This window comes from Cognataquiflexum nitidum, from assembly GCF_022538055.1.
GTDB classification, from domain to species: Bacteria; Bacteroidota; Bacteroidia; order Cytophagales; family Cyclobacteriaceae; genus Cognataquiflexum; species Cognataquiflexum nitidum.
Genome location: NZ_JAKZAM010000032.1, coordinates 39,977 through 63,199, shown reverse-complemented (window position 1 = coordinate 63,199; position 23,223 = coordinate 39,977). Strand labels below are relative to the sequence as shown.

Annotated in this window: 23 protein-coding genes and 1 pseudogene; 2 read left to right on the top strand and 22 right to left on the bottom strand. The window is 41.8% G+C overall.

Annotated features, from left to right (window positions below; all coding sequences use genetic code 11):
- Positions 1–62: 62 nt before the first annotated feature.
- Positions 63–248, top strand: coding sequence for a hypothetical protein (locus tag MMU07_RS18305; protein ID WP_241128051.1), 186 nt, complete (start codon positions 63–65; stop codon positions 246–248).
- 648 nt (positions 249–896) lie between these two features.
- Here MMU07_RS18305 and MMU07_RS18300 read toward each other — a convergent pair.
- From MMU07_RS18300 to MMU07_RS18250, 11 genes and pseudogenes are all read right to left on the bottom strand, one after another.
- Entirely contained in the window at positions 897–1,367 is a 471-nt protein-coding gene (locus MMU07_RS18300) for a hypothetical protein (protein ID WP_241128050.1), read from the bottom strand.
- Entirely contained in the window at positions 1,361–2,158 is a 798-nt protein-coding gene (locus MMU07_RS18295; protein ID WP_336246205.1) for an RHS repeat domain-containing protein, read from the bottom strand. Before MMU07_RS18295 ends, MMU07_RS18300 begins: the two co-directional genes overlap by 7 nt.
- A 462-nt stretch (positions 2,159–2,620) precedes the next feature.
- Positions 2,621–3,121: a hypothetical protein gene (locus MMU07_RS18290; RefSeq protein ID WP_241128048.1), complete on the bottom strand. Its 501-nt coding sequence runs from the start codon at positions 3,119–3,121 to the stop codon at positions 2,621–2,623.
- 84 nt (positions 3,122–3,205) lie between these two features.
- Positions 3,206–3,991, bottom strand: a complete 786-nt coding sequence (locus MMU07_RS21790; RefSeq protein WP_241128047.1) for a TIGR02594 family protein — start codon at positions 3,989–3,991, stop codon at positions 3,206–3,208.
- A 476-nt stretch (positions 3,992–4,467) separates the two neighbouring features.
- The gene (locus tag MMU07_RS18280) at positions 4,468–4,812 is read right to left on the bottom strand and encodes a hypothetical protein (protein ID WP_241128046.1); all 345 of its coding nucleotides are present in this window, start codon (positions 4,810–4,812) and stop codon (positions 4,468–4,470) included.
- 302 nt (positions 4,813–5,114) lie between these two features.
- Complete coding sequence (locus MMU07_RS18275; RefSeq protein ID WP_241128045.1) at positions 5,115–5,555, bottom strand: hypothetical protein; 441 nt, start codon at positions 5,553–5,555, stop codon at positions 5,115–5,117.
- Positions 5,556–5,562: 7 nt separating this feature from the next.
- Positions 5,563–5,853, bottom strand: a complete 291-nt coding sequence (locus tag MMU07_RS18270) for a hypothetical protein (protein WP_241128044.1) — start codon at positions 5,851–5,853, stop codon at positions 5,563–5,565.
- Between the two features lie 84 nt (positions 5,854–5,937).
- Positions 5,938–6,393 (bottom strand): annotated as a pseudogene (locus MMU07_RS18265) (RHS repeat-associated core domain-containing protein); the annotation flags it as partial.
- Positions 6,394–6,719: 326 nt separating this feature from the next.
- Complete coding sequence (locus MMU07_RS18260) at positions 6,720–7,085, bottom strand: hypothetical protein (protein ID WP_241128042.1); 366 nt, start codon at positions 7,083–7,085, stop codon at positions 6,720–6,722.
- A gap of 914 nt (positions 7,086–7,999) precedes the next feature.
- On the bottom strand, positions 8,000–8,314 hold the full coding sequence (locus MMU07_RS18255; protein ID WP_241128041.1) for a type II toxin-antitoxin system RelE/ParE family toxin: 315 nt from the start codon (positions 8,312–8,314) through the stop codon (positions 8,000–8,002).
- Positions 8,308–8,544: a hypothetical protein gene (locus MMU07_RS18250; protein ID WP_241128040.1), complete on the bottom strand. Its 237-nt coding sequence runs from the start codon at positions 8,542–8,544 to the stop codon at positions 8,308–8,310. Before MMU07_RS18250 ends, MMU07_RS18255 begins: the two co-directional genes overlap by 7 nt.
- Before the next feature lie 121 nt (positions 8,545–8,665).
- Between MMU07_RS18250 and MMU07_RS18245 the strand changes: the two genes are divergently transcribed.
- Positions 8,666–9,190, top strand: coding sequence for an NADPH-dependent FMN reductase (locus MMU07_RS18245; RefSeq protein WP_113924064.1), 525 nt, complete (start codon positions 8,666–8,668; stop codon positions 9,188–9,190).
- A 2-nt stretch (positions 9,191–9,192) separates the two neighbouring features.
- Here MMU07_RS18245 and ftsZ read toward each other — a convergent pair whose 3' ends face one another.
- The 11 genes from ftsZ to MMU07_RS18190 all read right to left on the bottom strand — a co-directional run bounded on the left by ftsZ (position 9,193) and on the right by MMU07_RS18190 (position 23,223).
- A complete protein-coding gene (ftsZ, locus tag MMU07_RS18240) occupies positions 9,193–10,827 on the bottom strand; it encodes a cell division protein FtsZ (protein WP_241128039.1) in 1,635 nt (544 codons plus the stop codon).
- Positions 10,828–10,938: 111 nt separating this feature from the next.
- Positions 10,939–12,261 (bottom strand): cell division protein FtsA, encoded by a 1,323-nt coding sequence (gene ftsA / locus MMU07_RS18235; RefSeq protein WP_241128038.1) that lies wholly within the window; start codon positions 12,259–12,261, stop codon positions 10,939–10,941.
- 11 nt (positions 12,262–12,272) lie between these two features.
- Complete coding sequence (locus MMU07_RS18230) at positions 12,273–13,031, bottom strand: cell division protein FtsQ/DivIB (protein WP_241128037.1); 759 nt, start codon at positions 13,029–13,031, stop codon at positions 12,273–12,275.
- Positions 13,028–14,419: a UDP-N-acetylmuramate--L-alanine ligase gene (gene murC, locus MMU07_RS18225; protein WP_241128036.1), complete on the bottom strand. Its 1,392-nt coding sequence runs from the start codon at positions 14,417–14,419 to the stop codon at positions 13,028–13,030. Before murC ends, MMU07_RS18230 begins: the two co-directional genes overlap by 4 nt.
- Positions 14,416–15,498, bottom strand: a complete 1,083-nt coding sequence (gene murG, locus MMU07_RS18220) for an undecaprenyldiphospho-muramoylpentapeptide beta-N-acetylglucosaminyltransferase (RefSeq protein WP_241128053.1) — start codon at positions 15,496–15,498, stop codon at positions 14,416–14,418. The genes murC and murG overlap by 4 nt, the downstream gene beginning before the upstream one ends.
- Positions 15,499–15,531: 33 nt before the next feature.
- Positions 15,532–16,704 carry an FtsW/RodA/SpoVE family cell cycle protein gene (locus tag MMU07_RS18215; protein WP_241128052.1) on the bottom strand — a complete coding sequence of 391 codons (1,173 nt, stop codon included), beginning with the start codon at positions 16,702–16,704 and terminating at the stop codon, positions 15,532–15,534.
- Positions 16,704–18,056, bottom strand: a complete 1,353-nt coding sequence (murD, locus tag MMU07_RS18210; protein ID WP_241128035.1) for a UDP-N-acetylmuramoyl-L-alanine--D-glutamate ligase — start codon at positions 18,054–18,056, stop codon at positions 16,704–16,706. Before murD ends, MMU07_RS18215 begins: the two co-directional genes overlap by 1 nt.
- On the bottom strand, positions 18,057–19,268 hold the full coding sequence (gene mraY, locus MMU07_RS18205) for a phospho-N-acetylmuramoyl-pentapeptide-transferase (protein WP_241128034.1): 1,212 nt from the start codon (positions 19,266–19,268) through the stop codon (positions 18,057–18,059).
- A 1-nt stretch (position 19,269) separates the two neighbouring features.
- Complete coding sequence (locus tag MMU07_RS18200; RefSeq protein ID WP_241128033.1) at positions 19,270–20,733, bottom strand: UDP-N-acetylmuramoyl-L-alanyl-D-glutamate--2,6-diaminopimelate ligase; 1,464 nt, start codon at positions 20,731–20,733, stop codon at positions 19,270–19,272.
- Positions 20,734–22,845, bottom strand: coding sequence for a penicillin-binding protein (locus MMU07_RS18195; protein WP_241128032.1), 2,112 nt, complete (start codon positions 22,843–22,845; stop codon positions 20,734–20,736).
- Positions 22,846–23,223 carry an FtsL-like putative cell division protein gene (locus MMU07_RS18190; RefSeq protein WP_241128031.1) on the bottom strand — a complete coding sequence of 126 codons (378 nt, stop codon included), beginning with the start codon at positions 23,221–23,223 and terminating at the stop codon, positions 22,846–22,848. It lies immediately after the preceding gene.

The following is a 23,223-nucleotide window of genomic DNA, read 5'->3' as shown; positions in this document are numbered from 1 at the left end:
CTGCCATCAAACTGGGAAGAATACCGACCTAAATAAAATTCCGGATTATAACCCGACGGGTTTTGTCGGATGGATACAATGTTTCATTGGGTATTTTTAACCTCTACAACAGAGAAAATATTCTCGACACCAAAGTTTCAGTGGTCGCCCCCCGTGATAGGAGGAACAACAGGGACCAAATTCTTGCGACTACTTATGTGCCCCTGATGGGAATTACGCCAAATGTTTCTTTTGAGATCAATTTCTAGGCAAACCAAACTCCCTCTTATCGGAAATTTGAAATAAAGATTTCAATTCACTGCACCATCGGCCCGGGGTATTGATATTGCGATGTCCTAGGGTCCGGTTACTATCGGGATTGGGAGCAAAAAAGTAAAGCAAACTCAATCTCATCGCCGGCCCGGTCCGCCGACCTCCTCCCCACAGGTGTTCCATTAGAGAATCTTTTTGAAGTATAAGTTTCCAACTTCGACCAACAGTCCGCCGCGGCGTGGCGAAACATTATTAGCCCCGGGCAAGGTGCATCTCTGATTCTGATACTCTCACTGCTCCCCATGCACCGCCGCCCGGGGTAATGAAAATGCGGGTTATTAGGTTTTTTGGGAGCAAAAAAGTTAAATGAAGAAAAGGGTTTACACCAAAAACATGAAAGTCAAAGAAACTCAAGTCAATTTCTGCTTTACCTTTCCGACTGGGTGGAGGATTTGTAATCCCACCCTTTTATCCTTCCATCCACGATATCCATCGGGATGTAATTGGATTAAACCAAACACCCTAACGAAAGGTAATTCTTGGTAAATGAATTACAAATTCTAATATAAAAAGGTGTAGATACAATCTACACCTAGAGACACGCCAATCTACTCCCAGAAGGGGCTTTGTACTCGTCTTAGCTGCTACCGCACTTCAACCTCATTTAAATCAATATTACCTACGTTATTTTCAGCAAGCCAACCTTCAGCAAAACTATTTTCAAAACCTTCCCCTTTGTTGCCTAAAAGATTTGTGCCTTTAATAAAAACATTATTAACTACTTCAATACGATTTTCAAATTGACAATCAAAGAAATTGAAAAATTCCATGAAAACATTTCCTTCTATAACTATAGGACTTACGTTATGACCACCCATTTGATAATCTATATAGTTTTTGATAATACAATTTTTTAATAATAATCCATTCGTAAACCAACAAGAATGAATTTGTAAATTATTAATTATGCAGTTTTCTAAAATCAAATAGGCATTCAATTCGAACACTCCTATCAAATCAATTTTATTAACTATGCAATTGATTAGATTAAAGGTCTCATGACCTTTTAAATCTTCTTGATTTAGAAGCTCTAAATTTTGATTTTCCTTTACCATGTTACATTTCCATAATTTATCACTGTTCCTTTAGTTATTCTATTCGAAGCTCCCTGATACATATTTATTGACACAATTTTACCATCTTGAACGTAGGCTTTAAATGACTTTTGAACTCCATTGATGGTGCCGATTAAGGTATTGTCTCCCGCTTTTAAAAAAGACATATTCTTTTCTATTAAATTAAGTCCTTTTGAAGCCATTGTTTCCAGCGGTAATCCTAGATCTGCATGACGACCTCCTGCAAAGGCATGTTTGGTAAAATTCTCTAATACACCTTTATTAAATGGGAATCCCCCCTTAGGAAACAATCTATTAATTAATGCCTGAATTCCGGGAATTTTTAACGCCTTAACGAACCCAAATATTGGCAAAGTAAATGATTCGATTGTGTAATCTGGGCTCGCCTCGCCTGACGATAAAGGTCTGTTTGGGTTAAAATACCTTTGTGCATACTGTACATTTGGGGACTTATAATCTCCAGAACTTCCGGATTCACCCGAGCCTCCCCACCCCGCTTGAGAGTTTTGGTTACTCTTGTTTATAGCGGAGAAGTCAGGAGTCGATTGAAATTCAAATACTGGAAGACCTGTACCCTCACCTTTGTTGCCATCTTTGAATTCCGGACAGTCCTTACATTCCTCCGCCGACATCCCTGTCGGATCGATCATGCTGATCGGGTTGTTCCAGGCATAGGCATAAGGAGAATGGGCTATCTGACTCGGAATCTCCGCCAGCGGATCCACCACGAACCACCTTCCAATACTCGCATCGTACATCCTCGCCCCCACCTGGGTGTAGTCAAACGCTTGATGCTACGACTGGGTGTAATTTGCAATTACACCCTTTTATCCTTCCAATTTGCAATTGGAAAATACTCAAAATCACCAATAATCCACCCCACCTGGGTGTAGTCAAACGCTTGATGCTACGACTGGGTGTAATTTGCAATTACACCCTTTTATCCTTCCAATTTGCAATTGGAAAATACTCAAAATCACCAATAATCCACCCCACCTGGGTGTAGTCAAACGCTTGATGCTACGACTGGGTGTAATTTGCAATTACACCCTTTTATCCTTCCAATTTACAATTGGACTATTCAACCAAACACCCAAACGAAAGGTAATTCTTGGTAAAATGAATTACAAATTCTACTAAATAAAAAGGTGTAGTTACAAACTACATCTAGAGACACGCTTTTCTACTCCCAGAGGGGGGATTATGTCTAATTTATGTTAATATAAAGTTCTTTATTTCAAACAATGACCAATTTTCAAAACATTAAAATCAGGATATTTTTTTATATTATCTTCAAAGTCTTCAAAAGTTTTGGTTGGATAAGGTTTTATTGAAACAGCACATGCTTTATAGCCCTCAATATCCAATGAAATATTTATGTCATATCCAGAATTGTTTTTATTGTAATCTGCTGCATAATATGCACCACCGTCAGGTTCTGTTTCATCCAAAAAGGACTCATTTTGACTTGTCAATGTTGCCACTCCATTTATATCGATTGTTGTTTTTTTTAATTTATTTTGTAAAACTAATTTGAATTCTATCTTTTCTGGGATTTCATCATTTAACTTGTTCTTATTTAAATGATTAATTTGAATCATTTGACAAATAGTATCATTTGAAAAAAAATAACTGTAATCAAATTTGATTTTATCCTCCTCTTGATTGTTTTTTGGGATATCACTTTTCTTATCTAACACTTTAGAAGACTGTACAGAGTCGTGTGATTCCATATTTTTATTCGAACAACTCCATAAAAGACAATTAACTGATATTAAAAGTATAAACATTCTTTTCATTATTCTTTAATTTAATAGTTATTGCATTCTAACTCCTTTGGGAAAACCTCCCATTGAAGGAAGTGAATATGATGGTGAATATCTAGTTGGAAAATTAAATTGCATTATACCTATTGGAAAGGATTCATAAGACACTCTATTTGATTGGTTTCCTCCTAGCATGATAACCCATCCGGGTCTGTCTGCATCAAGTCCTGCTACAAAACCCACATGCCCACCTCCAGGTCTTCTCAAGGTACCAATGCTTCCGAAAGCAGGTGTACTTAAATTTTGCCCATAATTTCTCCAATCCAATGCTCGTGCCGGAATCATTGAACCTTTTATTTCTGCTTGTTTTAAAGACCAATTAACAAAAGCACCGCACCATGGATATCCAGCACCCAATCCTGCCGATTTTAAGTATTTTTCGACATCAACTCCATCATTATTATTTGTTGCTTCTCTTACACCTAATTGGCTTTCTGCAAAACCCATCCAGGGAGTTCCGCTTTCCCTATTTGTGTTACCTCCGAGATCTTTCCTAAAATCATGCCATCCCATCTGAGCCTTCTGATTATCCCAGTGGATAGAGGAGAAGTCAAAAGGCATATAAGGTGCCTCAACTGTAACTCCATTACCATAATCCAAACCTTCTTTTTCCCAATTTGGAGGAGGTGGGAGTTCATCTTTTTTGCCATTCTTTCCCGGATCAGATTCCTCCGCCGACATACCTGTCGGATCGATCATGCTGATAGGATTGTTCCAGGCATAGGCATAAGGAGAATGTGCTATCTGACTCGGAATCTCCGCCAGCGGATCCACCACAAACCACCTTCCTATACTCGCATTCCCGAATCGCTTTGCTCTCGGGACAGGCTATACATCCTCGCCCCATAGTCGGAGAGGTTGATCCCGAGGTGGTCATTGAATGCTGCCCTACAGCCTGGCTCTTCGCTAAAATGATCCTAAGGGATCATTTTTTAACGCTCAGCCCTCATTATAAAGATACTTATTGGCCTTGATCCCTGCCTGCTGATACCCCAAGCCCTGCAGCTCTACTCCCCAAGGCTTCCCGAATCGCTTCGCTTTCGGGACAGGCGCCGTGCGTCTCCTGGAGGATGACCGGAGTGGTAGTCTCTATCCTGAACTGATCGAACCAGACGTTTTCTGATTTTTCGTTTACAAGAATGACTAAACTCCGTCATTAATCACAACAACATTATCCTGGTGAGTGTAATTTAAAACTACAACCAAATCATCGGCTTCATTTTGAGCGAAATATACTCTCTTTTTAGTAGAAACTAGGATTTATCCCATTCTCTTAGAACTGTTTTAGCCTGATCAACAACATTTCTCCATACAACGTCACCAATTATTTCTTCATCTGAATCTTTTTGATTATAGTTATTTAACAACTCTCTCAATTTATTCAATTCAAAAATGACAGAATTAGATAAGCCGATTTTGCAGGCTCTATTATCGATAAAGTCATCAAAATTAAAATCATCAAATAAAGAACACATTAATTCTGTATAAGAAGAAATTAATCCTGTATCTTTGTTTTCATTTAACCACAACTTTCTTTGTAAGCTTAAATCCGACAATTGAGAGATCATTCTGTATATACTTTCGTTTATTTTATCCATTGATTTAAAATTTTGGCATTTTACTCATATCATATTGATTTAATGGAATATGAGATTCGGGGACATTACCACTCGGAAGGACTTTGCCATTAACATCATAGAACTTGCCATCCTTCATAAATTTAACATAAGGATTTTGCTGTAGTACATTAGGACTATTTGGATTTCCTGGCATTTGCCTAATCATGTTGTGGGGATTAATTGGATCTTTAAAAACAGTTCCGCCACCTTTTTTACTTACTTGTGTTATCCAATCTTTCGGAGCAGTTACCCCCTTAGCGGCAACTACCTATCAAACCTTATTAATACAACTCAGGATGTTTACTTTTCCAATAATTTTCAAATTCAATAATTTTTAATTCATATTCATTACCACTGAAAAAATCATTTATCAAATCGTAATTCTCATAAATTACCCCTGATATGTGATTCAATTGTTTCTTATAACATTCTTCAATATCCTTTTCGTTGCGAAAATATTCTGATTTTGGAACTTGTACATCACCATGCCTTAAATACTCCAACAAATTAAAAAGATTTATTTCTTTATCAGGCTTATTTAGTTTATAAAGAGTTGCATAAAATTCACGAAAATACTTTTCAATTTTAAACACAAAACTACTTGAAGTATATTCAATCATATACGATTCCTTTTCGTTCAGTTCTGTTTTTATCTGAAATCCGTGCACTTCAATCAGTCTTTTAAAAAACTCGTTGATGTGTTTTATAAAATTCTGTTCCATTTCAATATTATTTTTTAATCATTCTTGAAAAATCGTCAGTCCATGAATATCCATATCTTTGCAAATACCTGATCTCTTGTGCAAGTACAGAATTAGGATCAAGTTTTAATGGATTGTATTTCCCTGAGAATATCACATCATCTCCTCTTTTTACTACCCCTTGTAAAAACTCTACGTTCTTACGCATCGTCCATGCTTCATCAGTCACATTAAGAAAATTGGCTCCTATCTTTTTAGCAAATTCTCTGTAAGTTGCTCTTGGTCCAATCACGATTACCCCCTTAGCGGCATTAAACAAGTTTCTTAAATTTTTAAATGCTCCGAAAAAATTCCTAAGATTGCTCCAGCTACCAAATCCTCCAGGAAGAAATGGGAGAGTTCCTCAAACAACACGAGGTTCATAATTTACAATTACATCTAAGTCATTTGGATTCGTATTTCCTCCTCCCCAGCCCGACATCGACCTTTGATTCTGACCGTTTATGTCCGAAAGTGAAGGGTAGTTTCCAGAACCAAAAGTAAATACAACTTCATCAAGTCCTAATACATCTGTATCAGTTTTAAAGTTTTTCCAATCGACATTATTATAATTGACAGTATCCATTCCTGTCGGATCAATAATACTAATCGGATTATTTGCCCCCCAACTATAAGGTGATAAATCTAAATAATTCTCGGCATGTGGATCCATCTGCATGGTCCTGCCGATAGCAGGATCATATCCACGGGCATGAAAATCATAAATATTTAAGTTTAAACCATCTTTGAACTCTTTTTCTTGATAGAGATACTTATTCGCCTTTATCCCTGCCTGCTGATATCCCAAGCCCTGCAGCTCTACGCCCCAAGGCTTCCCGAATCGCTACGCTTTCGGGACAGGCGCCGTGCGTCTCCTGAAGGATGACCGGAGTGGTAGTCTCTATCCTGAACTGATCGAACCAGACGTTTTCTGATGTTTCGTTGACGAGGAAGGACTATTAACGAAAGGTAATTCTTGGTAATTTGAATTACAAATTCTAAATATAAAAAAGTGTAGATACAATCTACACCTAGCGGTTACGCCTAGCGGTTACGCCAGGCTATTCCCAGATGGGGTTACTCCATTCTATACCCAGAAGAGGAATTTTTTACTCAGTCTATAAATATAGACAATTCACAATCTTTCTATTTACATCCATAGTTTAAAAAAAATACCTTATTTTCAGAATCCTTGTTTACAACTACCTCCAAATTATTTTTTTCTTTATTAAGTATATCGCCCTCCTTAAGCTGATCGAAAATGAGATTAATTTCTCCATTGAAAATCAAACTTTTACGAACCTTATCATTAAAAAGATATTCGATAGTTTCATTGTTGTGATTTTCAGAATCCCTATATACTCTGACTAAGACCCACTGGTTCATTTCAACTTGAAGTGCAGATTTTTCTTTTCTACAAGCTGTCTTTAAATTAAAATTAGAAAGCATATAAAGAGATAGGCAAAAAAACAAAATAAAGAAGAACGCAAAGTAAATTTTCTTATTTTTCATTTCATTCTTTCATTTTTTCCAAGATGAGATTTAGTTTACATTTTCTTAGAAGTATAAATTGCTAAACTAATTATTACGAAAACAAGAATCATGATATAAAGAATCACTTTTAATTCAAAAACAAAAATACTTAAAGTGGAAGTTACTAAAGTGCCGGAAACCATAATAAACAATCTACTAGGTCGTATTTGCTTCTTAAAAACTGCGAAGATTAATATTTCCGCAATTGTTTTCGAAAGAAAAAAAACAGTTCCGAAGAATAGTAAAATCCAAAATAAGCCGTTGATACCATGAAAAAATAAAATTACCATTGCGGAAATCATATAAATAATCAAACTCGAAAAATTTTCAGTTAAGAAAATTTTCAAATTTTTCGATTCAGAAATCTTCATCAAATTTATCAGTTGTTTATGTAATTCCCGGAATTGTGATATTAATAACAATTATTAAGAATTTGTGTGATTTGAAATTAAGCCCTTGTATCTTTTTCTTCCAAAATATAGCCATCGGGAGGAAATTTGAATTCAAATCAGAATACTCCACTTGAAAGGTAATTCTTGGTAATTTGAATTACAAATTCTACTAAATAAAAAGGTGGAGATACATCCCGATGATAGTTGTGGATACACCTATCTGATGATGCATGACCCTTTTCTTTGCGTCTTTGCGTCTTTGCGAGAGATATTCTTTATCCGTCTTTGCTGTCTTCGCAACTTTGCGGGACCAATCAACGACAAGACTTTGTCGTCTTTGTGCCTTCGTGGGAAATTATCGATTTTTGCGTCTTTACGAGAGATATTTTTATCGGTCTTTGCTGACTTTGCGATTTTGCGGGACCATCCAAAAATCAAACTTTTGCCTTCGTGAGACATATCCGATCCTGTCCAAATCTTACTTTTCTCATCCGCTTATTTTTACTTTTTAATTTCGGATGGGTCTCTACTGGTATGGAAAATATCCAGGATAAAAATTGATTCTTCTGTTACCTCATAGATGATTTTATAGCTCCATATCACCTTGTAGCGAAAGTTTCCGACTTCATCTTCAAGATGGTGTTCTCTTTCAAATTTTTCAGGAAAGTCATGGAGGGATTTCGCTTGGGTGAATATTTTATTTCGGACCTTTTTTGCCACTTCAATAGATTCCCTCCCCTTGATGTAATTATAAATATTTTGTAAGGACTTTTTTGCTTCATTATCCCAAATGATCTTCAACTTCCTTTTTACCATATTTCAAACTCTTTCTCCAGGTCTTCATGAGTGGTAAATTGACCAGACTTGATTCTTGACTTGGCATTGAGGATTCTCTTTTTAAGGGCTTCTTCACTCAAAGGCTCTCCCGGTTTTGTAAAATCCTCTTGCTTATATTCTTTAGCAACGGCATAAAGCAATTTTAAGAGTCTTTCATCAGCTTCGTCTATAAATTGATAAAGTTCATGTCTGATTTGTGTTTCTCCCATAATTATTTCTCATTTTATCAAAGTTAACGAATTCAAACAATAATTTGATTTTTAAACATTCCTGAAACTTATTGACTTTCTAGATTGTATTTACCTCAAACCCACAGAAAGCACCCTTTGCATGATCAAGATCATCGTCGGTACCAACCGCAGAAATTCCGTCTCAGAAAAAATAGCATTGATATATCAGGATCTTTTGGCCAAAATGGATACGCCATCGGAGATTTTATTATTGGAAGATTTGCCGCATGATTTTATTTTTTCGGCCCTTTACCATAACAACGGCAAAAATGAGGGCTACAACAGCTTTCACCAAAAAGTCAAAGAAGGGACAAAGTTTGTCTTCGTAGTACCGGAATACAACGGTTCTTTCCCCGGCATATTGAAAGGATTTATAGACGGGATGACTTATCCCAACTCTTTCCGCAATAAAAAATGTGCCTTGGTCGGCATTTCATCCGGAATAGGCGGGGGTGGCATCGCTTTGAGCCACCTCACCGACATCTTCCACTACGTGGGTATGCATGTACTTGCCCTCAAGCCCAAACTAGCCAAGATCGAGGACAATATGTCAGATAACCTGCTCACCAACAGGCTGTACATGGAATTACTCCATACCCAGGCAGAAATGTTGATCAACTTTTAGAGTTAATCGACATTGTCATGCAAAAACCTGTTGTTCTTCAGAAATTCATTTTCATCAGTCAGGTTGTACCTTGAAATGTTCCTTTCGGAGCTGTGCTGTACATCTGATAACTTCACTTCTTTTCTGAGATAAGCGGGGGTCTCTAATTTATCTTTGAATTCCTCAGGATGCTGGTTGTAGGTTTTGATGCTTTTCAGCTTTTCAAAACGCTCGTGTGCCCTTTGGATTGCTTTCAATTTTAATTGCTCATAATAATCATTGCTATGAGAAGGTTTTGTTTCTTCGGGAGTTGTTGCAGTTGCTTTTGGTGCTTCCTCTGTGATTTCTTCCTCAGTATCTAGGGTAAAAAACACCTTGTTGCTTTCAGGCTTGGCTGGAACAAATTCAAACTGAGGCTCCAATCCAGGTTCTTCCTTATTTTCCATTGCAGGCACAGGAACCTCCACTTTTGGCTTGATTTCTTCAGGCTTGCTTTCATTGGCCGGAGTAAACAAGGGCTTGTTGAAAGTAAAGGTGAAAGTCTGACCCGGGGCCGAAGTAGTATCTTCCTCTACTTTGGAAGTTTTGCCTGATTCGAGGTCTATCACTTTTTTGCTATTGTCCTCCTCCATGGCAGCGGCAACAACCACCTCTTCTTTCTTACCTGAAGGGGAAGCTGTAGTCAGTCTGTCCATTTCAAAACCTGTGGCAATGACGGTAACACGGATACCTTTGCTCAGTTCAGAGTCTATACCCTGACCGAAGATCACCTCGGCATCGTCACCGGCCCTTTCCTGTATGTACTCAGTGATTTCGCTCAATTCGTCCATGGAGAGTTCGTCGTCTTCACCGGACATGATCGAAAGCAATATTTTCTGGGCGCCTTTGATGTCGACATTGTTCAATAACGGAGAGGCAATGGCTTTCTCGGCTGCACGGATGGCACGTCCCTCACCTTCTTCGGTAGCAGAACCCATTACTGCAGCGCCGGCATTTTTCATGACTGTTTTCACATCTTCGAAATCCACGTTGACATCCTGATGGATGGTGATGATTTCGGCGATAGACTTGGCAGCAGTTGTCAATACGTTATCGGCTTTGGCAAATGCCGAACGAATAGCAAGGTTGCCATAGATTTCTCTCAGTTTGTCATTGAGGATGACCAAAACAGTATCACAGCTTTCTTTCAGAGCTTCGATGCCTTGCTGTGCGGCGATCATTTTCTTTCTTCCTTCAAATACAAAAGGGGCGGTAACAATACCCACGGTAAGGATGTCCATGTCCTTGGCGATTTTGGCGATCACCGGTGCAGCACCTGTACCTGTACCACCACCCATGCCGGCAGTGATAAATACCATCTTGGTATTGTCCGAAAGCAATTCTCTGATGTCTTCTTTGCTTTCCAATGCCGCACTTCTTCCTTTTTCAGGATTGGCACCGGCACCTAGTCCTTCGGTTAGGTTTGCACCTAATTGAAGCCTCAAAGGAACCGGGCTGCTTTTCAAAGCCTGGGCGTCGGTGTTGACCACGACAAACTCCACGTCCTTGATTCCTTGGTTGTACATATGGTTCACAGCATTGGAACCACCTCCTCCAACACCAATCACCTTGATGATTGATTTATGGTTTTTTGGAAGATCAAATTTGTAATCTTTCATGTTATCTGACATTTTTTATCTATTGGTGAACTTGTTTTCCTTTTTAGTATGGTTTTTGTAAATGAAGGGAAGTAGAAGACATGGTCATCTACCTCCCTAGTATGATAAGCCCTAGTAATTATTGTCATCATGAATATCATTGGTGATGATATCCTTCAATTTCTTACCGATGCTGGAGAAAATGTTTGGGCCAAATTCTGTTTTTACAGGTTTGGCCTGTACTTTTTGTGTGTTATTGTTTACGCTTTCCTTTCTGAGTCTGTAAAGGTTTTCCCTCTCGTCAAGAGACTTGAATCCCGCCAATACCAATCCTACAGAAGTGGCGTACATCGGACTTTTCACTTCTTCGATTTTGGATTTGCCTAAGTGCTCATTTGGATAGCCGATCCTGGTATCGAGTCCTGTCATGTATTCAAACAGCTGGGAAACTCCCTGCAGCTGTGAACCACCTCCGGTGAGGACAATTCCTCCTGTAAGTTTTTTATAATGGCCACTTGCTACCAATTCATTCTGTACATATTCGATGATTTCTTCCATCCTTGCCTGAATGATGGCCGCGAGGTTTTTGATAGAAATTTCTTTTGGCTGTCTGTTGCGAAGCCCGGGAATAGATACGATTTCATTAGGATTGGCTTCTTCGGCGATGGCTTTACCAAATTTGGTCTTGAGCAATTCGGCCTGATGGTGAAGGACCATGCAGCCTTCTTTGATATCAGCTGTAATGATATTTCCTCCCAAAGGAATGACCGCGGTGTGGCGTATGATATTGTCGTAGAATATGGCAATGTCTGTCGTACCGCCTCCGATATCCACCAAGCAAACTCCGGCTTCTTTGTCCTGCTCGCTAAGTACAGACAGAGAACTCGCCAAAGGTTCCAAGATCAGGTCTTGAGACACGAGATTGGCACGCTTTACACAGCGGTTGATGTTGTTGATGGCAGTTGTTTGTGCGGTGATGATGTGGAAATCAGCCTCAAGCCTGGAACCGGACATCCCGACGGGATCTTTGATCCCATCTTCATAATCCACTATGTAATCCTGTGGCATGACATGGATGATGGTATTTCCGGGAGGCACGACGATGTTTTCCATGTCATTGGAAAGTCTCCTGACATCCTCTACGGTGATTTCATCTTGATTGGGCTGACGGATGATGACGCCATGGTGGATGGTGCTACGGATATGCTGTCCGGCAATCCCGACGATCACTTCGACAATATCCACGTCAGCCATGTCTGACGCATCCTGCATCGCCTTTTGGATGGCGTTGACAGTCTTGTCGATATTGGTCACAATACCGCGGATGACCCCGTCGGATACAGCCTTGCCCATGCCGAGAACCTCCAACTTTCCAAATTCGTTTTTGCGACCGATGATCGCGCAGATTTTGGTGGTTCCGATGTCAAGTCCTACAATCAATTTGTTATTTTCCATAGCGATTTCAATTATTCACAAACAATCTGGCCCTTATATTTTACATTCACTCTGCTGTATGCATTCCATCCTTTTGCAGGGATGATTTCTTCATAAAACAGGTTTATCTTCTCAAATTTTTCTTCTAAATCCTTGGCTTCCCCAAACTCAATTACCTGCTTGCCTACCTGCTGGTAGAGTTTGATATCCGACTTTCGGGAAATATCCATCCCGGAGATCTGCGCTTTCCAAAACTCGTCGGCATTGATAAAATTGATCATTGCCATGAGGTCGCTGTGGCTTTCGGAAATATCCTGAAGCTTCAAAAGACTTTCAGCATAAGCCCCCTCAAGCGTCATTACCCTTGTGGTGTATGAATTGGATGTAGGTAATATTTTTCCTTCCGAAGAAATGTAGCCGTCTGCTGCACTTGGTCTCACTATCCTCGCAATGGGAATGTGCTGGGTAATTTCGACCATCACACGTCCCTTGAGGTCAGCGAACACTTCGGCATTGCGGACAAAAGCATAGGTCTCCACCTTCTTTTCTATTTTATTCAAATCCACTTCCTGCATGGACACACCATTTTTCAGGATTGGAAATTCAGTCTGTATGTTTTTCAAAATGTCTTTTTCATTCACGAAATAGACATCTGCAATTCCTTTTACCCTGATCTCAATACCTGTGAAGACTCTTTCGGAATCCTTCTTCTCAATGAATCCGATAAAACCGATCAGAACCAAGGTCAAAGCGGTGAAAATCAACGATTTTTTGATCCTGAATTTTTTCATAGCGATTTCATCCAGTTTGCAATAGGTGATACCAATCTGTCAATGTCTCCTGCACCGATGGTCACCAATACCTCAGGCTTAGCTGATTTGAGGTAATCCAACAATCCTTCTTTGGATTGGAGGGATTTTTTGGCGGAAGTGATTCCTTCCAACAGCATCGTTGCATTTACTCCCTCGATGGGGAGTTCCCTTGCCGGATAAATCTCCAGCAATACCACTTCGTCAGCAATAGAAAGGCTCTCTGAAAATCCTGCGGCAAAATCCCTAGTCCTTGTGAAAAGATGTGGCTGGAAAATCGCCGTCAACTTTTTGTAAGGATACATGGCTTTGACCGACGACAGAAATGCGCGGATCTCTTCAGGATGGTGGGCATAGTCATCGATAAATACCCTATCCTGTTCCTGAATCCAGATTTCAAACCTTCTTTTTACTCCTTTATAGCTTGCCAACCCTTCTCGAACGGCTTCTTCTTCGATCCCATAATCCAAAGCGACCGTAATAGCCGGCAGGGCATTTTCCACATTGTGAAATCCCGGCATGTATATATTCAATCCCTTGATTTCTTTGTCTCCACTGACATAATCAAATGTGAAAGCCGCAGGCCCTGCTACAATATTTTTGGCTTGGATCTCTCCGATGTTGATTCCGTATTGCTTTACAGTAACCGATTTGGATTTCGGAGCTCCGAGTTTTTGGAAGGCCTTTGCATGGATATACAATGACCCGTCGGCAGCAATCAGGTCAATAAATGCCCTGAAGCCATCCATCATCTGTGCGTCATCTCCATAGATATCCAAATGGTCGGGATCCGCACTCGTCACTACAGCTAGATTGGGATGAAGGTGCAGGAAAGAACGGTCAAACTCATCCGCCTCTACGACCACCATTGCGTCTCCACTTTCCTCGTCATGGAGGATGAGGTTGGAATTGTAATTTTGTGTCAAGCCTCCCAAAAAGGCAGCGATGTTTTTTCCTCCTGATTTCAATAGGTGGGCGACCATGGAAGAAGTTGTCGTCTTGCCATGTGTTCCCGCTACGGCTATCGTCGGAAGGTCAGCAGTAATCATCCCAAGAACAGCAGCTCTTTTTTTGATGCTGTAGCCGTTGTTTTGGAAGAAGTTCAGTTGGATAGAATCCTTTGGCATCGCCGGAGTCCAAATGACCAAAGTATGGACTTTGTCATAGCGGATCCTGGAGGGGATATTTTCCAAAGTATCTTCAAACACAATCTCCATTCCCTCTGCCACCAATGCATCTGTCAATGGAGAAGGGGTACGGTCATAGCCGGAGACTTTGATGCCGACATGGTTAAACCACCTCGCCAAAGCACTCATACCGATGCCACCTATTCCAAGGAAATGGACGCTATGTAGGTTTTTCAGATTCATTGAATGATGCTTTCCAATACTTTTACAATTTCTTCGGCTGCTTTTGGCTTGGCCAGTTTCTTTATATTTTCACCCAATGACCGGACTTTGTTACCGTCTGCCATGAGTTGGTTTACTGTTGATTTCAATTTTCCGACTGCTTCGCTGTCCTTCAAAAGGACCGCTGCATCTGCCTGTACAAAGGCCATGGCATTTTTGGTCTGATGGTCTTCAGCCACATTGGGAGAAGGGATAAATACCACCGGTTTGCCTACAAGGCTGAGTTCGGAAACCGAAAGCGCTCCGGCCCTCGATACCACGACATCTGCGGCTGCATAAGCCAAGTCCATTTCCCTGATAAATTCAAGGACATGGATGTGTTTCAGTCCGGAAGCCTTTACTTTTTCCGACATTTCGGAGAAGTAGAACTTTCCGCTTTGCCAGAGAACTTGGTAGCCATCTTTTTCGAGACCTTCCATGTCAGCCAATACCGCCTGATTGATGGTGCGGGCGCCAAGACTTCCTCCCAATACCAACAGGACTTTCTTGCCTTCTTCCAATCCAAAGTGTCGGAAAGTCCGTTCCTTTTTTCCATCCAAGTGAAGGATGTCCTTGCGGACAGGATTACCGGTGTATTGGATTTTATCAGCGGGGAAAAACTTCTCCATACCCGGATAAGCCACACAGATCTTTTTGGCTTTTTTTGCCAAAATCTTGTTGGTCAATCCTGCATAGGAATTTTGCTCCTGAATCATAGTGGGGATTCCTTTTCCTTGGGCAGAATACAAGAGTGGACCGCTTGCATAGCCACCGACTCCGACCACGGCATTGGGTTTGAATGTTCTGAGAAGTTCTTTGGACTTGTTCAGACTTGCCAATAATTTGAAAGGAAAGCTGAGGTTGGAAAGGCTGAGACTCCGCTGTAATCCTGCTACTTTGAGTCCTTCGATGCGGTATCCGGCTTCAGGCACTTTTTGCATTTCCATTTTTCCTTCTGCACCGACAAATAGAATCTCCGTATTAGGATGCTTCTCCATCCAGGCATTTGCGATCGCAAGTGCCGGATAGATATGGCCTCCTGTGCCTCCTCCGCTGATCATGATTCTATATGGTCTGTTATTTCCCAATTTCTCTTAAGCTGTTTGAAATGTCTTCCTCACTTTATTGCTTCCCTCAGAGGGGCTGTCCAAATGTTCCTGATGATCGCCCCTGCTTACACTCAATATGATTCCCAATGAAAATCCTGTAAATACCAATGATGTCCCCCCCATACTCAGCAATGGCAATGGCAAACCGGTAATCGGGCCCAATCCCACGGCAACCGCCATGTTGACCATGGCCTGCAGCACCAGCGCAAAACTCAGTCCTGCCGAAAGCAATCCTCCAAACGGCTTGGTCGAGGAGGCGACAATCCGCATTCCCCTGAACAAGAGCGCGAGATAAAGGAACAATACCACCGCACCCCCTACCATTCCGTATTCTTCGATGATGATCGCATAGATGAAATCAGAATAGGGATGCGGAAGTGTATTTCTCTGTTCGGATTTGCCAGGGCCCTTGCCTGTGATTCCTCCTGTGGAAATGGCGATAAATGATTGCTCTGCCTGGAAAGGAATTTCATCCCCTGACACAAATTTTTCTATCCTGGAAAAGAAAGTTCCGCCTCTCTGTCCCAAGAAAACCGAAGTAGTCAGAAACAATCCACCTACCAAAACCACCATCAGGATATATTTCATCGGCACTCGGCCAATGAAAAGCAGCAACAAACAAGTCGACAGCAACAAGACTGCGGTGGACATATTGGCCAATCCGATCAATCCGGAAACCAAGCCAATGACCACAATCATCGGAAGGAAAGCGTTTCTGAAGTCGTCAATATTTTTTTGCTTTCTGGCGAGTAAAGAAGCCAAGGTTGCTATCAATGCCAATTTTGCGATATCCGAAGGTTGGAATGCCTTGTTGATGACAGGAATGGTGATCCACCTGTTGGCTTCATTGACAGTCGAGCCAAACAAGAAGGTGAACAACAGCAACGGAATGGAAACCACCAACAAAAACCTTCCGATAAGACCATAAGTCTTGTATGGGATTTTGTGGGCAACCCACATCACCAATAGACCTGCAAGCACCATCATAGAATGGTCGATCAGGTATTTTTCCGTATTGCCACCGGTGTATTTGTACGCCAAAGAACCCGTAGCAGAATACACTACCACGATGCTGATGACAGAAAGAATGATCACGATGCCCCAAATAATCGGGTCACCCTTCAGATTTCTGTCAAACCATATTTTTATGTTCTCCATCATGATGCTGTAGCGGTTAATGCTGCCACTGCGGCTTTAAACTGATTTCCTCTGTCCTCATAATTCTTGAACAAGTCGAAACTTGCGCAAGCCGGGGAAAGCAAAACCACATCGCCTTCCTTCCCAAATTCCAATCCCAAGGCCACTGCCTCAGCGATACTCTGCGTTTCTTTGATTTCAGGAACCCTGCCTGAAAATGCTTTTTTCAACTTCTCATTGTCCACGCCCAGACAGACCAGCATTTTTACTTTTCCATCTGTCAAATGATACAATGCTGAATAATCATTGCCCTTATCAACCCCACCGGCAATCCAAATCAAGGGTTGTTTGAAGCTGTCAAGCGCATAGGCTGTGGCATCGACATTGGTTCCCTTGCTGTCATTGATAAAGGCGATTCCATTGATCGTAGCCACCGGTTCCATCCTGTGGGCTGCATTTTGGAAATCCTTCAATCCTTCCCTGATGGCTTCCTCGGACACGCCTGCCAATGTTGCGGCCAAAGAGGCGCACATGGTGTTGAGCATGTTGTGGGTTCCTTTCAGGATAATATCTTTTGGGTTTATTGTTAATTTCTTTCCGATAGCTTGTACTGTGATGGCATTTCCATCAAAATACCCGCCTTTGTTCTGTGCTTCTTTGAGTGAAAATGGAAAGCGATCCGCTTTCAGATTCACTTTATCAAAACCTGATTGGATCAGTTGGTCGTCAAGCCAATAAATCGCCGCATCCTTTTCATCCATGTTTTTGAACAGAGAAACTTTGGAAGCGATATAATTTTCAATTTTATAATTGTACCTGTCCAAATGGTCAGGAGTGATATTGGTCAATACTGCCACGGAGGGTTTCAGAGATTTGAAGCCGTCAATCTGGAAACTGCTGACTTCCAATACCCACCAATCTTTGTCTCCGTCCACCAATTGGGCGGCCCAACTTTCACCGACATTTCCTCCCAATCCGACATTCAACCCTCCTTTTTGGAGCAGGTGATAAGTCAGGAGCGTAGTCGTGGTCTTGCCGTTTGTACCGGTGATCGCGATTACTTTTCCTTTGGAATACCTGAAAGCAAATTCCAATTCATCAATTACCGGAATTCCTTTTTCCAAAGCCTTTTGGACAATGGCTACTTTCTCCGGAATCCCGGGACTCTTTATGATTTCGCCGGCAGAAAGGATTTTTTCCTCAGAATGCATTCCTTCTTCAAAGCCAATCCCGTTTTCGGTCAAGGTTTGTTTTCTGGATGCGCTGATGGTTCCGGCATCAGATACCCATACTGCATAGCCATGCTTCTTGGCAAGCAATGCTGCTCCCAATCCGCTTTCACCTGCACCCAATATGGCTATCTGTTTTTCCATTTATCTCAGTTTCAATGTTGCCAAAGTGATGATGGCCAGAAGGATTCCTGTAATCCAAAAACGGGTTACGATTTTGGCTTCATGGATATTTTTCTTCTGGTAATGGTGGTGCAAAGGAGACATCAGGAATATCCTGCGGCCTTCTCCATATTTTCTTTTGGTGTATTTGAAATAGCTCACCTGCATGATCACAGAGAGGTTTTCGACCAAGAAAATCCCACAAAGAATCGGGATCAACAGTTCTTTTCTTAAGGTCAAAGACAGGACAGCGATCACGCCACCCAACATCAAGCTTCCTGTATCTCCCATAAAAACCTGAGCAGGAAAGGCATTGTACCAAAGGAATCCAACACAGGCACCCACAAAAGCAGCACAGAAAATCACCAACTCGCCCGAGTTGGGAATGAACATGACATTGAGGTATTGGGAGAAAATGGCGTTACCGGATACGTACGCAAAGATGGCAATCGTCAGTCCGATGATCGCGGATGTCCCAGCTGCCAATCCATCAATCCCGTCGGTAATATTGGCACCGTTGGAAACTGCCGTGATGATGAAAATCACCAATAGGATGTACAGCGCAGGAGTGATACTTTCCCCCATAAAACCCAGGAAAGTCTCGTAGTTCAGTTCGTTGTTTTTGACAAAAGGAATGGTGGTCTTTGCGACTTTGACATCTTTGAAAGCCGGGGTTTCGACTACACCTTCCTCGATGGAAACAGGATTGGTAAATTCACGGATCACGACATCTTCATGAAAGTAAAGGGTAGCACCCACGATAATCCCGATGGTAACCTGACCTACGATTTTGAACCTTCCTGCGAGGCCGTCTTTGTTCTTTTTGAATACTTTGATATAATCATCCACAAATCCAATAGTCCCTAACCAAACTGTAGTGATCAGCAGAAGGATGATGTAGACGTTGTTGATGTTGGCAAAAAGCAAAGTCGGAATAATGATACCGGCCATGATCATCAATCCGCCCATAGTCGGCGTTCCTTTTTTGGCGGCTTGTCCTTCGAGACCCAAGTCGCGGACTGTTTCCCCGATTTGTTTGTTTCTGATCCAATTGATAATTCTATGCCCAAAGGTGATGGTGATGATCAATGAAAAAAGTGCCGCCATCCCTGCCCTGAAGGAGATATAGCGGAAGACACCCGTTCCCGGGATGTCCAATACTGAGTCCAAATAATCAAAAATCGGATATAGCATATCAGTCTTTATTCAACAGATTAAGTAATTCGGTCACAACCTGACGGTCATCAAAAGGATATTTCACCCCTTTGATTTCCTGATAGGTTTCATGTCCTTTACCGGCAACCAGGATGATATCTCCTTTTTTTGCCATGATAGCAGCTGTCTTGATGGCTTCTCTTCTATCTTCTATCACCAGTGTTTTTTTGAAATCCACCGGATTGATTCCTGCTTCCATTTCCCGCAGAATAGTCATAGGTTCTTCATCCCGGGGATTGTCCGAAGTCAGGATCACTTTGTCAGAATATTGGGTTGCGATCTTGGCCATTACAGGTCTTTTGGTTTTGTCCCTATTGCCGCCACAGCCGACGACCGTGATCACTTGTTCGCCGCCGGTCCTTACACCTTGTATGGTTTTGAGGACATTTTCGAGTGCGTCAGGTGTATGGGCATAATCTACGATGGCAGTAATGCCATACATGGCGATTTTGTCAAACCTACCCTGCGCTCCGGGAACTTTGGATAGCTGCATCAGCACTTCCTCCTCATCTTCACCCAAGAGTACCGCGATGGCAAATACCCCAAGTAGGTTATAAGCATTGAACTGACCGATCATCCTAAACCAAACCTGTCTGTTGTCAATATCCAACTCCAGTCCTTCAAGGGTATTGGAAATGATTTTGGCTTTGAAGTCAGCGGGGAATTTCAGTCCGAAAGTATGGCCTGAACCTTTGAAGTTTTGAAGCATGACCATTCCTCGCTTGTCATCGGCATTGACTAGTGCAAAAGCATCTTTTGGAAGTTCATCAAATAGCTTTTTCTTGGCTTTGATGTATTCGTCAAAAGAACCATGGTAATCAAGGTGGTCATGGGTGATGTTGGTAAACAAGGCTCCGGCAAATGTCAGACCCGCGGTCCTTTCCTGCACGATGGCATGGGAACTTGCCTCCATAAAACAATGGGTGCAACCAGTGTCTACCATTTGACGGAGGAGTTTCTGAATACTCAGCGCATCAGGAGTTGTATGTGTGGAAGGGATGGTCAGCTCGTTGATTTTGTTTTCCACGGTGGAAAGCAAACCTGTCTGATATCCCATTTCCATAAATAACTGATAGAGAAGCGTGACGGTAGTGGTTTTCCCATTGGTACCTGTTACCGCCACGAGCTTCAACTTTTCAGATGGATTTTCGAAATAATTGGATGCCATGATTCCCAATGCTTTGGAGGAATTGACTACCTGAACATAGGTGACATTTCCTTGGAGCTTTTTAGGCATCGTTTCACAAACTATGGCTACAGCTCCTTTTTCTATGGCTGTTTCGATGAAAGCATGGCCGTCAACCTGCGTGCCTGAAATGGCAACAAAGCAGGTTCCCGGCAGGACTTTGCGGCTGTCAAAGACAATATCGCCAACTTCCACTTCCATGTTTCCAATGGTAGAAGTCAGGGAGACTTTATACAATATGTCTTTCAGTACTTTCATTTATCCCAATACTAAATTGATTACATAAGCATTATTGACTGGCGTACCGGGATTGATGGATTGGCCCCTGACCCTTCCTTTACCCTGATAGACCACGCGTATTCCTTTGTTTTCCAATACATACAAGGCATCCCTTAAGGACATGCCCGTCACATCAGGCACAGTAGGCGAATCCACTTTATTGGCTTTCCAGATGACAGCTTTGTTGACCGGGGTAGATTTTACCCATTCTTCTTCCGTCTCACCTGATATGTGGTTGGAGATTCCAAACTTGTTGCAAATCATCTGAAGCTCGTCTATTTTGCCTGCCTGTATCAGTGGAAAAGTCCCTGAATTGGAAGCCAAATAGGTTTTGTCATTTCTCTTTTCATTCAATTCAAGATCCTGCGCATAGATCTTGTCGGCAATTTCCTTAAACACAGGAGCTGAAACATCTCCACCGTAGGCAGCAAAACCTTTGGGACTGTCAATCACTACAATGGCTGAATATTTTGGATTGTCTGCAGGAAAGTATCCGGCAAAAGAAGTGTAGTACCGCTGAGTATATCGGCCCCCGATGAGCTTTTGGGCAGTACCAGTTTTGCCGGCGATCTTGTACTCTTGGGTGTAGACATTCTTGGCGGTTCCGTTTTCTACCACCCCTTCCAACAATATCTTCAATTGGCCAATGGTTTTGGAGGAAGCAATGCTCCTACGTACCACTTCTGTTTCGTATTTTTCTTCGATCTGATTGCCTCTAGCTACTGCCTTCACGATCATGGGTTTGACCATTTTACCGTCATTGGCCACAGCATTGTACAGCATGAGGGTATGCAAAGGCGTCAACTTGGCCTCATATCCGATAGACATCCAAGGAAGCGTGGTGCCATACCAATTCTTCTCTCCGGGTTTTTTGAAGTAGGGTACTCCTTCGCCTTTCAATTGGAAATCAATTGGCTTGTCGAGTCCTGCTTTTTCGATGTAAGCGACAAACTTGCTTGGATTATGTCCAAAATTGTCTTCCACAAGTCTGGAGATGGCCACATTGGAGGATTTTTCAAATGCTTCTTTGATCGTGATTTTGCCATAGCCACCTTCTTTGGAATCATTCATATTCCTGTCATAGAATTTGAAAGTACCTTTGCCGGTATCTATAGAATCTTTGAGGTTGATTTTGCCTTCTTCAAGCAAGGCAAGCATGGAAAGCAATTTGAAGGTCGAACCAGGTTCTGTCAAACCCTGGTCACCGATGGCAAAATTGTAGTTCTCTCCATATCCCAATCCGTCCCTATTTTTTTGGAGATTGATCAATGCTTTGATTTGGCCGGTAGCTACTTCCATCACGATGACGCACCCAAATTCGGCATCTTTGTTTGTCATTTGTCTCAAAAGTGCAGATTCTGCCACATCTTGGATATTGACATCCAAGGTGGTAAGGATATCATACCCGTCGTCCGGTTTGATATCTTCCGCATCAAAAACAGGCTTCCAAGAACCGCCGGCAATTCTTTGAAAAAGGGCTTTGCCATTTTTTCCTTCCAAAAAATTATTGAAGCTGTATTCTATTCCGGCGCCGTTTTTGTCTTCATTGACAAATCCCACTGTCCTGCTAGCAAGGTTATTGAAGGGTCTGTATCTTTTTTCTACTTTCTCGAAGATAACTCCGCCGCCTGAACGTCCGTTTCTGAAAATCGGCCATTTCGCCATTTTTTGCATGGCCTGATAGCCGATTTGGGTACGGTTGAGGATGACATATCTTTTCTTATCTGAGCGCGCATCCCTGATCATTCTTTTGTAAGAATTGGCAGATTTGTCTTTGAAGTGGGAAGACAGAAAGTAGGACAAAGAGTCAATTCCTTTTGAAAACACGTCTTCTTTGGCCACCATCGGATCGATGACAACCCTATAAAAAGGAAGGCTGGTCGCCAATAAACTGCCGTCAGCTGCATAGATATTTCCCCTTGTAGCGGTAACCTGCTTGTATTGGAAATTGAGCGTCTCAGACTTTGCCTGCCATTTTTCACCCTCCATAAACTGCAAATGGACAATCCTGTAGAAGATTGCCCCTGCAAACAAAGCCACCAAAATGAAGGCTATCCTTACACGCAGTACTATGGAACGTTTTATATTCACTTATTCGACTATGATTTTAATCGGTGGTTCTTCTATTTCTACGATGCCCAAAGGCGCAATTTTCTTTGCTACTTCGGATTGCTTGCTACTCAGCATAAATTCCGCTTCGAGTGTGGTGACATCTGCCCTGACGTCTTCGACTTCCTGTTGCAGTTTTTCGATCTTGCGGATCATGTTGTCTGCACGGTGGTTGCTCCATATATAAATGAGCGCCAAGAAAGCCGCAAAGAAGAAAGGCGGTGCAAAATGGACCGGAACACCTTCTCCGAGAATACCGGTCACGTTGAGCTTCTCTTCGATCATGGTAAAGATGTTTTTACCATTCCCTTTTGGAGAAGAACCTTGTTGGATTTTCTTCTTGAAAGTATTTTGGCTCAT

Excerpts from the sequence above, each read along its gene's own strand:
- MMU07_RS18230 (WP_241128037.1), bottom strand. The coding sequence starts at position 13,031 with ATGAAAAAATTCAGGATCAAAAAATCGTTGATTTTCACCGCTTTGACC.
- mraY (WP_241128034.1), bottom strand. The coding sequence starts at position 19,268 with ATGCTATATCCGATTTTTGATTATTTGGACTCAGTATTGGACATCCCG.
- MMU07_RS18245 (WP_113924064.1), top strand. The coding sequence starts at position 8,666 with ATGATCAAGATCATCGTCGGTACCAACCGCAGAAATTCCGTCTCAGAA.
- ftsZ (WP_241128039.1), bottom strand. The coding sequence starts at position 10,827 with ATGAAAGATTACAAATTTGATCTTCCAAAAAACCATAAATCAATCATC.
- MMU07_RS18260 (WP_241128042.1), bottom strand. The coding sequence starts at position 7,085 with ATGAAAAATAAGAAAATTTACTTTGCGTTCTTCTTTATTTTGTTTTTT.
- MMU07_RS18280 (WP_241128046.1), bottom strand. The coding sequence starts at position 4,812 with ATGGATAAAATAAACGAAAGTATATACAGAATGATCTCTCAATTGTCG.
- murC (WP_241128036.1), bottom strand. The coding sequence starts at position 14,419 with ATGAATCTGAAAAACCTACATAGCGTCCATTTCCTTGGAATAGGTGGC.
- MMU07_RS18250 (WP_241128040.1), bottom strand. The coding sequence starts at position 8,544 with ATGGGAGAAACACAAATCAGACATGAACTTTATCAATTTATAGACGAA.
- murD (WP_241128035.1), bottom strand. The coding sequence starts at position 18,056 with ATGGAAAAACAGATAGCCATATTGGGTGCAGGTGAAAGCGGATTGGGA.
- MMU07_RS18190 (WP_241128031.1), bottom strand. The coding sequence starts at position 23,223 with ATGAGCCAAAATACTTTCAAGAAGAAAATCCAACAAGGTTCTTCTCCA.
- MMU07_RS18255 (WP_241128041.1), bottom strand. The coding sequence starts at position 8,314 with ATGGTAAAAAGGAAGTTGAAGATCATTTGGGATAATGAAGCAAAAAAG.
- ftsA (WP_241128038.1), bottom strand. The coding sequence starts at position 12,261 with ATGGAAAATAACAAATTGATTGTAGGACTTGACATCGGAACCACCAAA.
- MMU07_RS18290 (WP_241128048.1), bottom strand. The coding sequence starts at position 3,121 with ATGGAATCACACGACTCTGTACAGTCTTCTAAAGTGTTAGATAAGAAA.
- murG (WP_241128053.1), bottom strand. The coding sequence starts at position 15,498 with ATGATCAGCGGAGGAGGCACAGGAGGCCATATCTATCCGGCACTTGCG.
- MMU07_RS18300 (WP_241128050.1), bottom strand. The coding sequence starts at position 1,367 with ATGGTAAAGGAAAATCAAAATTTAGAGCTTCTAAATCAAGAAGATTTA.
- MMU07_RS18200 (WP_241128033.1), bottom strand. The coding sequence starts at position 20,733 with ATGAAAGTACTGAAAGACATATTGTATAAAGTCTCCCTGACTTCTACC.
- MMU07_RS18215 (WP_241128052.1), bottom strand. The coding sequence starts at position 16,704 with ATGGAGAACATAAAAATATGGTTTGACAGAAATCTGAAGGGTGACCCG.
- MMU07_RS18275 (WP_241128045.1), bottom strand. The coding sequence starts at position 5,555 with ATGGAACAGAATTTTATAAAACACATCAACGAGTTTTTTAAAAGACTG.